Origin of the sequence: Agrococcus sp. GCM10030265, from assembly GCF_042666675.1 — a bacterium.
GTDB lineage: Bacteria > Actinomycetota > Actinomycetes > Actinomycetales > Microbacteriaceae > Agrococcus.
Genome location: NZ_JBHTCZ010000001.1, coordinates 163692 through 177089, shown reverse-complemented (window position 1 = coordinate 177089; position 13398 = coordinate 163692). Strand labels below are relative to the sequence as shown.

General features: G+C 72.5%; 13 protein-coding genes and 1 tRNA gene. 10 read left to right on the top strand and 4 right to left on the bottom strand.

Going from position 1 to position 13398, the window contains the following annotated elements:
• Positions 1-153: 153 nt before the first annotated feature.
• A complete protein-coding gene (locus tag ACFQPP_RS00720; protein WP_376915281.1) occupies positions 154-1308 on the bottom strand; it encodes an LLM class flavin-dependent oxidoreductase in 1155 nt (384 codons plus the stop codon).
• Positions 1309-1491: 183 nt separating this feature from the next.
• Between ACFQPP_RS00720 and ACFQPP_RS00715 the strand changes: the two genes are divergently transcribed.
• From ACFQPP_RS00715 to ACFQPP_RS00685, 7 genes are all read left to right on the top strand, one after another.
• Positions 1492-1848, top strand: a complete 357-nt coding sequence (locus ACFQPP_RS00715) for a hypothetical protein (protein WP_376914555.1) — start codon at positions 1492-1494, stop codon at positions 1846-1848.
• A gap of 166 nt (positions 1849-2014) precedes the next feature.
• The gene (locus ACFQPP_RS00710; RefSeq protein ID WP_376914554.1) at positions 2015-3514 is read left to right on the top strand and encodes an MFS transporter; all 1500 of its coding nucleotides are present in this window, start codon (positions 2015-2017) and stop codon (positions 3512-3514) included.
• An 80-nt stretch (positions 3515-3594) separates the two neighbouring features.
• Complete coding sequence (locus ACFQPP_RS00705) at positions 3595-4284, top strand: copper homeostasis protein CutC (protein ID WP_376914552.1); 690 nt, start codon at positions 3595-3597, stop codon at positions 4282-4284.
• 250 nt (positions 4285-4534) lie between these two features.
• Positions 4535-6103, top strand: coding sequence for an MFS transporter (locus tag ACFQPP_RS00700; protein WP_376914550.1), 1569 nt, complete (start codon positions 4535-4537; stop codon positions 6101-6103).
• A gap of 167 nt (positions 6104-6270) precedes the next feature.
• The gene (locus ACFQPP_RS00695) at positions 6271-7173 is read left to right on the top strand and encodes an alpha/beta fold hydrolase (protein ID WP_376914549.1); all 903 of its coding nucleotides are present in this window, start codon (positions 6271-6273) and stop codon (positions 7171-7173) included.
• Positions 7174-7307: 134 nt separating this feature from the next.
• A complete protein-coding gene (locus ACFQPP_RS00690; protein WP_376914548.1) occupies positions 7308-7910 on the top strand; it encodes a hypothetical protein in 603 nt (200 codons plus the stop codon).
• A gap of 44 nt (positions 7911-7954) precedes the next feature.
• Positions 7955-9004 (top strand): biotin/lipoate A/B protein ligase family protein, encoded by a 1050-nt coding sequence (locus ACFQPP_RS00685; protein WP_376914546.1) that lies wholly within the window; start codon positions 7955-7957, stop codon positions 9002-9004.
• A gap of 90 nt (positions 9005-9094) precedes the next feature.
• On the opposite strand, the gene ACFQPP_RS00680 is transcribed toward ACFQPP_RS00685, so the two are convergent.
• Complete coding sequence (locus tag ACFQPP_RS00680) at positions 9095-9571, bottom strand: DUF4190 domain-containing protein (protein ID WP_376914545.1); 477 nt, start codon at positions 9569-9571, stop codon at positions 9095-9097.
• A gap of 59 nt (positions 9572-9630) precedes the next feature.
• Between ACFQPP_RS00680 and ACFQPP_RS00675 the strand changes: the two genes are divergently transcribed.
• The 3 genes from ACFQPP_RS00675 (at position 9631) to ACFQPP_RS00665 (ending at position 11440) form a co-directional block, all read left to right on the top strand.
• The gene (locus ACFQPP_RS00675) at positions 9631-10515 is read left to right on the top strand and encodes a TerC family protein (RefSeq protein WP_376914544.1); all 885 of its coding nucleotides are present in this window, start codon (positions 9631-9633) and stop codon (positions 10513-10515) included.
• 150 nt (positions 10516-10665) lie between these two features.
• Positions 10666-10739: transfer RNA gene (locus ACFQPP_RS00670), tRNA-Gly, on the top strand.
• Between the two features lie 119 nt (positions 10740-10858).
• Entirely contained in the window at positions 10859-11440 is a 582-nt protein-coding gene (locus ACFQPP_RS00665) for an antibiotic biosynthesis monooxygenase (protein WP_376914542.1), read from the top strand.
• A 13-nt stretch (positions 11441-11453) separates the two neighbouring features.
• Here ACFQPP_RS00665 and ACFQPP_RS00660 read toward each other — a convergent pair whose 3' ends face one another.
• Together ACFQPP_RS00660 and ACFQPP_RS00655 are read right to left on the bottom strand one after the other, a co-directional pair.
• Positions 11454-12122, bottom strand: a complete 669-nt coding sequence (locus ACFQPP_RS00660) for a response regulator (protein WP_376914540.1) — start codon at positions 12120-12122, stop codon at positions 11454-11456.
• The gene (locus ACFQPP_RS00655; RefSeq protein ID WP_376914538.1) at positions 12088-13386 is read right to left on the bottom strand and encodes a sensor histidine kinase; all 1299 of its coding nucleotides are present in this window, start codon (positions 13384-13386) and stop codon (positions 12088-12090) included. The genes ACFQPP_RS00660 and ACFQPP_RS00655 overlap by 35 nt, the downstream gene beginning before the upstream one ends.
• Between the last annotated feature and the right edge of the window lie 12 nt (positions 13387-13398).

The window sequence follows — 13398 nt, the reverse complement described above, 5'->3', positions numbered from 1 at the left end:
GTCGTGGTGGTGGGGTGGGGCGTCGAGCGCCCCGGATCCCCGTGAGGTCCTCGGCCGCCTGCGAGGTCGCGAGCGGCCGAGGACCTGACGGGCATCCGGGGTGCTCGGCCCCTGCTGGCGTCAGAGGGGGCCGAGCACGTCGGGACGTGCGGGCTAGGCGCGGTTCGGGGCGATCGCCGCTGCCGTGTCGACGTCGTCGCGCACGACGGCGTCGGATGCGGGCGCGGCCGCCGCCGCGTCGCGCGCGGCGACACGGGATGCGTGCGTCGGCGCGTCGGGCACGCCCGGGGCGCGCAGACGGTCGAACTCGGCGCGCAGCACCGGCACGACCTCGCGGCCGAGCATCTCGAGCTGGTCGAGCACGATCTCGAGCGGCAGGCCGGCGTGGTCGATGAGGAAGAGCTGGCGCTGGTAGTCGCCCGCGTAGTCGCGGAACGAGAGCGTCTTCTCGATGACCTGCTCGGGGGTGCCGACCGTGAGCGGCGTCTGCGCCGTGAAGTCCTCGAGGCTCGGGCCGTGGCCGTACACCGGTGCCTCGTCGAAGTACGGGCGGAAGCGGCGCTTCGCCTCGGCCTCGGTCTCGGCCATGAAGATCTGGCCGCCGAGGCCGACGATCGCCTCCTCCTTCGCGCCGTGGCCGTGGTGCTCGAAGCGCCTGCGGTACAGCTCGACCATCTGCTGGGTGTGCTCCTTGTTCCAGAAGATGTTGTTGTGGAAGAAGCCGTCGCCGTAGAACGCCGCCTGCTCGGCGATCTGCGGGGTGCGGATCGAGCCGTGCCATACGAACGGCGCGACCCCGTCGAGCGGCGCAGGCGTCGACGTGTAGCCCGTGAGGGGTGTGCGGTGCTTGCCCGACCAGCTGACGTTCGTCTCGGTCCAGAGGCGGCGCAGCAGGGCGTAGTGCTCGATCGCGAGCGACAGGCCGTCGCGGATGTCGTAGCCGAACCACGGGTAGACCGGCCCGGTGTTGCCGCGACCGAGGGTGAGGTCGACGCGGCCCTCGGCGAGGTGCTGCAGCATCGCGTAGTCCTCGGCGATCTTCACCGGGTCGTTCGTGGTGATGAGCGTCGTGGCGGTGGACAGCTGCAGACGCGTGGTCTGCGCCGCGATGTACGCGAGCGTCGTCGTGGGGCTCGAGGAGAAGAACGGCGGGTTGTGGTGCTCGCCGAGCGCGAAGACGTCGAGGCCGACCTCCTCGGCCTTCCTCGCGATCGTCACGACGTCCTGGATGCGCTTCGCCTCGGTCGGCGTCGTGCCGGTCGTGGGGTCGCGGGTGATGTCGCTCACCGTGAAGATGCCGAACTGCATGCTGCTCATGGCCGCCTCCTGCTGGTCCTTCGATCCAAGTATTTCGAATCTGAAGCAATCCAACCACGACCGGGCCGATCCATTCCCGTTCGGAGGACGCCTCATGCATCCCGGGCGTGGCGGATGGCACGAGCGGTCGTCCACCCCTCGACGCACGCGGCGTGCGCTGGCACGATCGCCGACATGCAGCCCATCACCGAGCTCGGCCCCGACGAGGTCTTCGTCTTCGGCTCCAACGCCGACGGCGCCCACGCCGCCGGCGCAGCCAGGACCGCCGCCGACCGCTTCGGCGCGGTCTGGGGCGAGGGCGACGGCCTGCACGGGCAGTCGTACGCCATCGACACGATGAGCGGACCCGCCGTCATGGCGGACCGCGTCGCAGCCTTCCTGCGCTTCGCCGCCGAGCACCCCGAGCTGCGGTTCCTCGTCACGCCCATCGGCACGGGCATCGCCGGCTACCAGCCGCACGAGATCGCACCGCTCTTCGCCGGCGCATCCGACAACGTCGTGCTGCCGCCCCAGTTCCGCGACCTGCTCTGAGGCGCCCGGCGCACCCGCGCCCGCCGTGCACGCCGCCCCGCACCCGGGCAAGCGCGTGCGAGGCCGCGGTGAACCCGAGTACCGTGACCCTTCCGCACCCCTGTGCGCCCGCTCGCGGAGGCCATCCGCGTCGCGTGCGCCGCACCAGTGGAAGGAACGCACGACCATGACCGCAGCGCACGAACGCGGATCGGATCCCGCAGGCACGGCCAGGCAGCCCGGGAGGCTCGAGGTCGACGACGTCATCGTCGTCGAGAAGCGCACGGTGCGCACCGCCATCTCCGGCACCGTCGTCGGCAACTTCATGGAGTGGTTCGACTTCGGCATCTACGGCTACCTCACCGTGACGCTCACGGCGGTGTTCACCGCCGACCTGCCGGAGCCGTGGGGCATCCTCGTCACCCTGCTGGGCTTCGCGATCTCGTTCATGGTGCGCCCGCTCGGCGGCATCGTGCTCGGCCCGCTCGGCGACCGCATCGGGCGCCAGAAGGTGCTGTTCCTGACGATGGCGATGATGGCCACCGCCACGGCGCTCATCGGCCTGCTGCCGACCTCGGCGCAGATCGGCCTGTGGGCCATCGTGCCGCTGTACCTGCTGAAGATGATCCAGGGCTTCTCGACCGGCGGCGAGTACGCGGGCGCCACGACGTACGTCACCGAGTTCTCGCCCGACCGCAGCCGCGGCTTCTGGGCGTCGTGGCTCGACGTCGGCTCGTACGTCGGCTTCGCGGCGGGCGCGTCGGTCGTCGCGCTCACGACCCTGATCACGCAGTCGATCTCGGGGCCCGACGCCATGCTCGAGTACGGCTGGCGCATCCCCTTCCTCCTCGCCATCCCGCTCGGCGCCGTCGCGATCTGGTTCCGCCTGCGCATCCCCGAGACGCCGTCGTTCGAGCTCGCCGCGCAGGCGGGCTCGACGTCGAAGGCCGCCGACGACCCGCTCGCGCGCCACGGCATCGGCGGCATCCTGCGGCACCACTGGCGCGCGATCCTCATCGCGATCGCGCTCGTCGCGGCGACGAACTCCGCAGGCTACGCGCTCACGAGCTACATGCCGACGTACCTCGAGACCGAGGTGGGGGTGTCGAACCTCATGGCCGCCGTCGCGACCGTGCCGGTGCTCGTGCTCATGTCGGCGTGCCTGCCCCTCATCGGCAGGCTCTCGGATCGCATCGGCCGCAAGCCCGTGTACGGCATCGCGGTGGTCTCGACGATCGTGCTCATGGTGCCCGCGTTCGCGATCATGCAGATCGGCGAGGAGTGGGCGGTGTTCGTCGCGCTCGCGATGGTCGCCATCCCCGTCGCGTTCTACGTGGCGATCTCGGCCTCGGCGCTGCCGGCGCTCTTCCCGACCGCGACGCGCTTCGGCGCGATGGGCATCGCGTACAACCTCGCGGTGTCGCTCTTCGGCGGCACGACGCCGCTGTTCTCGCAGGGCCTCATCGAGCTCACCGGCAACACGTTCATGCCGGCGTTCTACATCATGTTCTTCGCGGCGCTCGGCGGCGTCGCGATGCTCACGATGCGCGAGTCGGCGCAGCGCCCCCTCATCGGCTCGGTGCCCGCCGTCGAGACGCGCCAGGAGGCGGAGGCCGTCGTCGAGCGGCAGGACTCGGATCCGCGCATCGACACGTCGCAGATGCCGGTCGTCACGGCGAGGGGCTGACGCCCCGGACCCGGATGCGCACGAGGGCCCCGCGATGGCCGCGGGGCCCTCGTCGTGCCGGGCGCTGGCACGATGGGTGCATGCTGCGGGTCGAGGTCTGCGTGACGGATGCCGATGGCGTGCGCGTCGCCCGTGAGGCGGGAGCGGATCGCGTCGAGCTGTGCGTCGCGCTCGACGCCGGCGGGCTCACGCCCTCGCTCGGGCTCGTCGAGCAGGCGGTCGCGGCCGCCGAGGGCATGGGCGTGCACGTGCTGCTGCGGCCGCGCCCCGGCGACTTCCTGACCGACGCGGGCGAGCTCGACGTGGTGCTGCGCGACGCCGAGCTCGTGCTCGCAGCCGGCGCGAGCGGCATCGTGGTGGGGCCGCTGCTGGCGAGCGGCCGCTTCGACCTGGCGGCGATGCGTCGGCTGCGTGCCATCGCGGGCGACGCCCAGCTCACGGCGCATCGTGCCGTCGACGTCGAGGCCGACGTCGAGGCGACGGTCGGCGACCTCGTCGCCGTCGGCGTCGACCGCATGCTGACGTCGGGCGGCGCGACGTCGGCGCACGACGGCGCCGAGCGCATCGCGCGTGCGGTCGCCGCGGCGCAGGGGCGACTCGCGGTCATGGCGGGCGGCGGCATCCGACCCGAGCGCGTCGGGGAGCTCGTGGCGGCGACGGGCATCGCCGACGTGCACCTCTCGGCGCGCACCCTCGTCGCGCCGGACGACGGCTTCGGTGCTCGGCACCGCACGGATCCCGCCGTGCTCGCGCGCATCCTCGGGGGCTGACGCCGCTCTCGCGAGGTGGTTGGCAGGGCGCTCGATCGTGGGCCGTGGCTCGCCGCGCGACCGCCCGGGCGTGTCGCGACCTCCCGGAGCGCCCTGCAGCCCATGTCCCGACTGGTGAGGACGGCGCTCGCGACACGCCCGGGATGCATGCCGCGCGGAGCATGCCCCGTCTTGGCGCAGGTGATTCGGCTGGCTAGGGTCCTATGACCGTTCGGGGCTTCGCGCCCATCGACCCTTCTCCAGGAGAGCCATGCCCCACGGTGACGCCCACCATCCCTCGACCCCCGATGCACCGCAGGCGGGGGTCGGACCAGGAGGGCATCGCCTCGAGGTCGACGACGTCATCGTCGTGCCGAGGAGACGCGTCAGGACCGCCATCTCGGGCACGGTCGTCGGCAACTTCATGGAGTGGTTCGACTTCGGCATCTACGGCTACCTCGCCGTCACGCTCGCCGTGGTCTTCACCGCCGACCTGCCCGAGCCGTGGGGCCTCCTCGTCACGCTCCTCGGGTTCGCGATCTCGTTCCTCGTGCGGCCCATCGGTGGCATCGTGCTCGGCCCGCTCGGCGACCGCATCGGGCGCCAGCGCGTGCTCTTCATCACGATGGCGATGATGGCGACGGCGACGGCGCTCATCGGGCTGCTGCCGACGTCGGCGCAGATCGGCCTGTGGGCGATCGTGCCGCTATACCTGCTGAAGATGGTGCAGGGCTTCTCGACGGGCGGCGAGTACGCGGGCGCCTCGACGTACGTCACCGAGTTCTCGCCCGACCGCAGCCGTGGCTTCTGGGCGTCGTGGCTCGACGTCGGCTCGTACGTCGGCTTCGCGGCCGGCGCGTCGGTCGTCGCGCTCACGACCGTCGTCACCGAGTGGCTCGCGGGGCCCGGCGCCATGGTCGACTTCGGCTGGCGCATCCCGTTCCTCGTCGCCATCCCGCTCGGCGCCGTCGCGATCTGGTTCCGCCTGCGCATCCCCGAGACGCCCGCGTTCGAGGCCGTGCACGCCGAGGGCGACGAGCGCCCGAACGACCCGCTCGCACGCCACGGCATCGCCGGCACCATCCGCCACCACTGGCGGGCGATGCTCGTCGTCGTCGCCCTCGCCGCCGCGACGAACACCGTCGGCTACGCGTTGACGAGCTACATGCCCACGTACCTCGAGACCGAGGTGGGCGTCTCGAACCTCCTCGCGGCGCTCGCGACCGTGCCCGTGCTCATCGCGCTGTCGGCACTGCTGCCCGTCATCGGCCGCATCAGCGACCGCGTGGGCCGCAAGCCGATCTACGTCGTCGCCTTCGTCTCGACCCTCGTCGTCATGGTGCCCGCGTTCGCGATCATGCAGCTCGGCGAGGTGTGGGCGGTCGTCGTCGCGCTGTGCATCGTCGCCGTGCCCGCCGCCCTCTTCATCGCGGTCTCCGCATCCGCCCTGCCCGCGATGTTCCCCACGGCGACGCGCTTCGGCGCGATGGCGATCGCGTTCAACGTGTCGGTGTCGCTCTTCGGCGGCACGACGCCGCTGTTCTCGCAGGCGCTCATCGAGCTCACGGGCAACGCCTTCATGCCGGCGTTCTACATCATGCTGTTCGCCGCGCTCGGCGGGGTCGCGCTGCTGTCGATGCGCGAGTCGTCGAACCGGCCGCTCATCGGATCGGTGCCGACCGTCGAGACGCGCGCCGAGGCCGTGGCCGTCGTCGAGCGCCAGGACACCGACCCGAGCATCGACCTCTCGTCGATGCCGCTCGACGTCATCCGGGCGCACGCGGCCGAGGGCTCGGAGGGTCGCGACCACGACGAGGGCCGCGAGCTGACGCGCGCCTGACCCCTCCCGGCCGGGCGCTCGATGCTCGCGAGCGGGCGGCAGACGCTGCCGCGCCGCCCCCGCAGCGGCATCGAGCGCGCGGTCCCCGAGGTCCGACGAGGGTGCGCGGATGCGTGCGGGCCACCGGCGAGGAGTACGCTGCACGCCGGAGCATCCGGAGGTCAGCAGTGCCCAAGTTCGCCGTGATCCGGCAGGACCACACGTTCGTGGACCTGCAGGGCGTCACCATCCACTGGTACTCGTGGATGCCTGGCAAGCCCAAGGCCATCGTGCTCGTCGTGCACGGCGTCGGCGAGCACGCGCTGCGCTACGAGCACGTCGCGCAGCACCTCGTGAACGCCGGCTACGGCGTCGCAGCGCTCGACCAGCGCGGCCACGGCGCGACGGGGCTCGAGCAGTCCGGCGGCGACGTCGCGGGCCTCGGGCGCCTCGGCCCCGGAGGCGGCGCCGCGGTCGTCGGCGACGTCGTCTCGCTCGTCAAGCGCCTCCGCGGCGAGCATCCCGAGCTGCCCCTCGGCATCATCGGGCACTCGTGGGGCTCGCTCACGCTGCAGCGCCTCCTCAACCGCCACGCACCGCTCATCGACGCGGCCGTGCTCTCGGGCACGGCGTACCGGCTGCCGGGGTGGATGACGGCCGGCGACCTCAACGTGCGCCACAAGCACCTCGGCGACACGGGCTACGAGTGGCTGTCGCGCGATCCGGCCGTCGTGCAGGCGTTCCAGGAGGATCCGCTGACCTTCCCCGCCGACGTCGTCAAGCTCTTCGGCGTCGTCGAGGCCGCGCGCCTGCTGGGCGTGCCCGCGCGCTCGCTCGGCACCGACATCCCGCTGCTGGTCGCCGTCGGATCCGACGACACGCTGGGCGGCGAGGCCTCCGCGCGCCGTCTCGTGCGCGCCTACGAGGAGCGCTCGGGCCTCACCGACGTCACGCTGCGCGTCTACCCGGGTGCGCGCCACGAGATCTTCAACGAGATCACGAAGGCGAAGGTGCTGGAGGACGTGACGACGTGGCTCGACGCGCACCTCACGGCCGACCGCACGGGGCGCCGCTCGGCGCCCACGCCGTAGGGCCTCGCTCGAGGTCGAGGTCGAGCGAGATCCAGCCCGCACCTGAGCCCGAGCCCCGAGCCCGATCGAGCCCGCGCGCCACGCGCGATGCGGATGTGCCGCGCATCCGCGCGACGCAGGAGCACCATGGGGGCATGGACGAGGTCCCGCACCCGCGGGCCTGGCGCGTCGCGGCGCCGGCCCTGCTGGGCTGGAACGTGCTCGGCGGCGTCGTCGGCGGCGTGGCCGTCGTCGTCGCGGTGCAGCTCTCGCCGAGCGGCGGCGCCTTCGCGCCGGGCGCGCCGTCGCTCACGGTGCTGGTCGTGGGCGTCGCCGCGATGCTCGGCGCCGTCGGCGGCCTGCTCGGGGGCGGCACGCTCGTGCTCGCGCGAGGCCGCAGGCCCACGCGCCGCACGCTCGCGCGCGGCACCGTCGCAGGCGTCGCCGTGTGCGCGCTCGTCGCCGTCGCGGCGCTCGTCGTGCCGATCATGCCCGACGCCACGCGGCCCCTCGCCGTCGCCATCGGCCTGGTGATCGGCGCCGTCATGCTGGGGCTCGCCTTCCGCTCGCACGAGGTGCAGTGGCAGGAGCGCGAGCCCGCGCATCGCGACCTGCATCCCGGCGACGCGCCCGTGTACGCCACAGACCCCATCGGAGACCTCGTCGATCCCGAGGCTCGCGGCTCCGAGGCTCGCGGCCCCGAGGCTCGCGGGGGCGAGGCTCGCGGTGGCGACGCCACCACCGCATCCGAGCGCTGACGCCGCCTAGGCTGGATGCCGTCCCACGCAGGCGAGGAGGCACCGTGCACGGCGAGTACAAGGTCCCAGGCGGCAAGCTCGTGGTCGTCGACGTCGAGGCCGACGGCGACCGCATCACGGCGTTCCGGCTCTCGGGCGACTTCTTCCTCGAGCCCGACGACGCCCTCGAGCAGATCGACGCCGCCGTGCTCGGCCTGCCCGCCACGGTGACGGCCGCCGAGATCGGCACCGCCATCCGCGAGGGGCTCCCCGACGGGGTCACGATGCTGGGCCTCACGCCCGAGGCCGTCGGCGTCGCCGTGCGGCGCGCGCTCGCGAAGGCGACGTCGTTCGCCGACTACGAGTGGCAGGTCATCGACGACGAGCCGCGCCTGCCGATCCTGCACGTCGCGCTCGACGAGGTGCTCGCCAACGAGGTGGGCCAGGGGCGCCGCGGACCGACGCTGCGCTTCTGGAACCTGTCGGGACCCGCCGTGTACATCGGCTCGTTCCAGTCGTACCGCAACGAGGTCGACCCCGAGAGCGCCGAGCGCTTCGGCATCCCCATCATCCGCCGCATCTCCGGCGGCGGCGCGATGTTCTCGGAGCCCGGCAACGCCATCACGTACTCGATGTACGTGCCTGCCGACCTCGTGCAGGGCATGAGCTTCGCCGACTCGTACGCCTTCCTCGACGCCTGGGTCATCGAGGCGCTGCAGGGGCTCGGCATCGACGCGCGCTACGCCCCGCTCAACGACATCACGTCGCCGCAGGGCAAGATCGGCGGCGCCGCGCAGAAGCGCCTCGGCTCGGGTGGCGTGCTGCACCACGCGACGATGTCGTACGACATGGATGCCGAGAAGATGGTGCAGGTGCTGCGCATCGGCCGCGAGAAGCTATCCGACAAGGGCACGACGAGCGCGAAGAAGCGCGTCGATCCGCTGCGCTCGCAGACCGGCATGGCACGCGACGCCGTGCAGGATGCGCTGAAGGCGACGTTCCGCAGGCTCACGAACGCGACCGACGGCACGCTGAGCGCCGACGAGCTCGCCGCGGCCGACGAGCTCATCGCCTCGAAGTTCTCGACGGAGACCTGGCTGCACCGCGTGCCGTAGCGGCGCGGTGGGCCCCGCGGCGCCGTGGGCTCAGCAGGCCCCGCGGCGCCGTGAGCGCCGCAGGCTCCGCGGCCGTGCGCGCGCTGGCGCTCAGACGGTCGAGGTGACGGCGGACGCCATCCAGCCGAAGAAGGTCACGACGTGCAGCAGGATCCAGCCCGCGGATCCGAGGATGCCGAGCGCGCCGAGCACGATGGCCCACACGGCGCGCCCGCCACCCGCGAGCCGCTGCATGCGTGCCGCTGCGCCGAACTGGATCGCCACGATGCCGGGCACGAGGGTGAACCAGTTGAGCACGGGCACCATCGACACGACGAGGGCCACGACGCCCCATACGAGCGCACGCGTCGCGAAGCGCGTCGACCGCTGCGACTCGAGCATCGCATCGGGCACGGGCCGGAACTGCCTGGGCGCCGCGTAGCGCTGCTGCGCCGCCCACGCCGACGGCGCGTGCTGCTGCTGCGTCGGCTGCTGCACGACGTCCCATCGCGACGGCTGCACCCATCCCTCGGGCGTCGGATGCGGGGCGCGCTGCGGGTCGCCCGGTGGCGGAGGGGTGGTGGTCACCGCGTCATCGTGCCACGCGTGTCCGAGCGTTCCCAGCGATCTTCGGCCAGGATCGACCCATGCTCGACTTCTCCCTGGAGTTCACCCCCGACCTCGTCGCGGTCTTCCTCACCCTCTTCGTGCTCGAGGTCGTCCTCGGCGTCGACAACGTCATCTTCATCTCGATCCTCGCCGCCAAGCTGCCGGCCGACCAGCAGGCGAAGGCGCGGAACCTCGGCCTCACGCTCGCGATGGTCATGCGCGTGCTGCTCGTCCTGCTCGCCGGCTGGATCATCACGCTCACGCAGCCGCTGTTCACGCTCGGCTTCCTCGACGGCACCCCGTTCGACGCGGAGTTCTCGGGCAAGGACCTCATCCTGATCCTCGGTGGCGGATTCCTGCTCTACAAGGCGGTCACCGAGATCCACCACAAGCTCGAGGGCGCCGACGACCACGGCACGGGCGCGGCCGCCAAGGCGACCTTCGGCGCGGTGCTGGCGCAGATCCTCGCGCTCGACCTCGTGTTCTCGCTCGACTCCGTCATCACCGCCGTCGGCATGACCGACCGCATCGTCGTCATCATCACGGTCGTCGTGCTGTCGTTCGCGATCATGCTCGTCGCCGCGAAGCACATCTTCACGTTCGTGAACAACCACCCGACCGTGAAGATGCTCGCGCTCGCCTTCCTGGTGCTCATCGGCGTCTTCCTCGTGGCCGAGGGCTTCGGCTTCCACATCGAGAAGGCGTTCATCTACGGCCCGATGGCGTTCGCCGTGCTGGTCGAGGTGCTGAACCTCGCGTACGCCGCGCGCAAGCGGAAGCGGGCCGACGCGGCGAAGGCCGACGCGCCGAAGCCCGAGGCCGTGCGCCTGCACTCGGGCTACACCGTGGAGGAGGAGCGCGAGGCGCTGCAGTCGTCGTCGAAGGCGACCACCGCCGAGCCCTCGCCGAAGCGCACGCGGTAGTCGCGCGCACGAGATGAGCGTGCGCGGCACGTCGAGGGTGCATTCCACTCGGCGGGCCGCTCACGCTCATCTCGTGCCGACCCCGCGGCCGATGCGCCCGCTGCGACGGACGTGGCGTACGATGGCTCCTGCTGCCCTCGGGCGGCGCTCGGGGATGTAGTTCAATGGCAGAACTGGTGCTTCCCAAGCACCCAGCGCGGGTTCGATTCCCGTCATCCCCTCCAGTGGGCCTCGCGACCGCCACCGCGTCGCGGCCCATCTGACGACGCGGTCGCATCCGCTCGGCACACCCTCCTGGCGGAGCAGCATCCGCCGTCGAAGGCCTTCGACCCGAGGGGATGCCATGTCCGAGCCCATCACCGTCGCCATCGAGCGGCAGGTCGACCCGACGAAGCAGCGCTACGCGCTCAGCTGGGTGCGGCAGGGCATCGACCTCGCGCACACGTACCCGGGCTTCCTCGGCTCGGGATGGGTGCAGGTGCGCCCCGGCAGCGACACGTGGCACATGCTGTACCGCTTCGACTCGCCCGCGAGCCTGCACGCGTGGGAGGCGAGCGACGAGCGCCGCCTGTGGCTCGACGCTGGCGCCGACTTCGCGCGCGAGGCGAGCGTCGAGCGCCGAAGCGGCATCGAGGGATGGTTCGACTCGGCGGCAGGCGAGGGCGTGCCCGGCGACCGCGTCGAGGTGCGCGCCGCCGAGCCCGTGCCGCCGCGGTGGAAGCAAGGCGTCGTCGTGTGGCTCGGCTTCTTCCCCGTCAACGTCGTCGTCACGCTGCTGCTCGGCCTCATCCCCGGCTTCGCCGACCTGCCGATCGTGCTGCGCCTGCTCGTCACGAGCCTCGTGCTCACGCCGATCATGGTCGGCTTCGTGCTGCCGGCGGTGACGCGGCTCTTCCGGCCGTGGCTGCTGCGCGGGCGCGACTGAGGAGAGGGCGGGCTCAGACCTCGTCGAGGAGCCCGTGGCGCACGACGAGCGCCGTCGCCTGCGTGCGGTTCTCGACGCCGAGCGCATGCTGGATGCGTGCGAGGGCCTCCTTCACGCGCGTCGCGCCGGAGTGGAGCCTCGCGGCGAGCTCGGGGTTCGTCAGACCCTCGGGCAGGAGCCGCAGGACCGCGCGGTCGAGGTCGGAGAGCCTCGAGACGGCTGCCTCGACGCGGCGACGCTCGACCAGCCGCGCGGGATCCGCAGCCTGCCGCGCGATGAACGCGCCGACGAGGGGCGAGAGCACGACCTCTCCGCGCATCGCCGCATCGACGGACGCCTGCCAGCCGCTCGAGACGTCGACCTTGTGCAGGAAGCCGTCGAGGCCGACCTCGAGCGCATCGCGCACGACGCGGTCGTCGAGATGGGCCGTCATGAACACGACCCGCGGCCGTACGACGCCGGAGCGACGCAGCGCGGCGATCGCGGCGATGCCGCTCGCATCCCCGAGCCGGACGTCGACGAGCAGGACGTCGGAGAAGTGCGCAGCGACGAGCGGTGCGATGCCGGCGGGCTCGGCCGCCTCGCCCACGACCTCGTAGCCCTCGACGCCGTGCACGAGCTGCCGGAGCATGCTCACGACGAACGCGTCATCCTCGACGATCGCGATCCTGACGGGCGGCACGGTCCGATCCTAGGTCGGTCCTCGGACTCGCCCATGGCAGCCAGGCGTCGACGACGTGCCTGCCGCGTGCGTCGACGCCCGCCTCGAGCGTGCCGCCGACGGCGACGGCCTGCGCGCGCATGCGTGCGACGCCCGTGCCGGAGCCGATCGCCGAACCGTCGCCGAGCGCGTTCTCGACGAGGATGCGGACGCCGCGGCGCTCGTCGCCCGAGACGGTCACGGCGACGGCATCGCCGGGCGGCGCGTGCTTCGCGGCGTTCGTGAGCGCCTCGGAGAGGATCCAGTACGCGGTGCGATCGAGCGCGGGCGTCAGCGCCGTCGTGCCCGTGAGCACCACGCCGGCCTCGACGCGGTGTCCCGCGGCACGGGTCTCCTGCACGAGGGTCACGGCGTCGGCGAGGCCGCGCTCGGGCAGGGCGGACGCGGGTGCGTCGGCGTGGCCGAAGCCGCCGTCGATGGCGCGCTGCACGTCCTGCAGCTGGATGCTCGCCTGGCGCGCCTGGGCGACGAGCTCGTCGGCGGTCGCACGCGCATCCGCGGACAGGTCGGACTGCTCGCGCAGCACGGCGGCCTGCAGCTGCACGTGCGTGAGGGTGCGCGCGACGCCGTCGTGCATGGCCTGCGAGAGCTCGGCGCGACGATCGCCCACGTCGAGCCGATCGGAGAGGCGATCGGCCCGACGCTCGACCCGACGCGCGTCGCCCTCGGCGCGGCGCGCTCGGGTCGATGCGCGCACGATGAGCCCGTAGGCGACGGCGAGCGCGGCGACGGCCACCACGGCCACGAGCGTGATGGCGACGGCGACCGAGGCGTGCTCGTCGCCGACGAGGCGAGCGACGGCGCCGTCCCGGCCGCGCAGCAGATCGCGGCCGGTGGCCACGGCGACGAGCGCGGCGGCGATGCCCGCCTGGATCCACCGCGTCCTGCCGCGGCCATGCGCGAGCACGCTGCCGAGCATCAGCGCCGCCATGAGGGCGTCGAGCTGCAGCACGAGCACGACGACCGCGCTGGCGGCGAGGGCGAGCCACGGCAGTCGCCGTCGGGCGAGGAAGCCGAACGACAGCACGACCGCGCCGAGCCAGATGGGCACGCCGAGCGGCTCGAGCGAGAACCTCCCGCTGGCGAACGACGCAGCCCCGGGGGCGCCGACGAGCGACAGGGTCGCCAGGGCGGCGATCGCCGCGATGCCGAGCAGCGACGTCGCGACGAACGCGGCCACCTGCAGGGCGCGTCGGCTGCGGGATGGCGGATGCGGCTCGGGCACGTCCGCATGCTA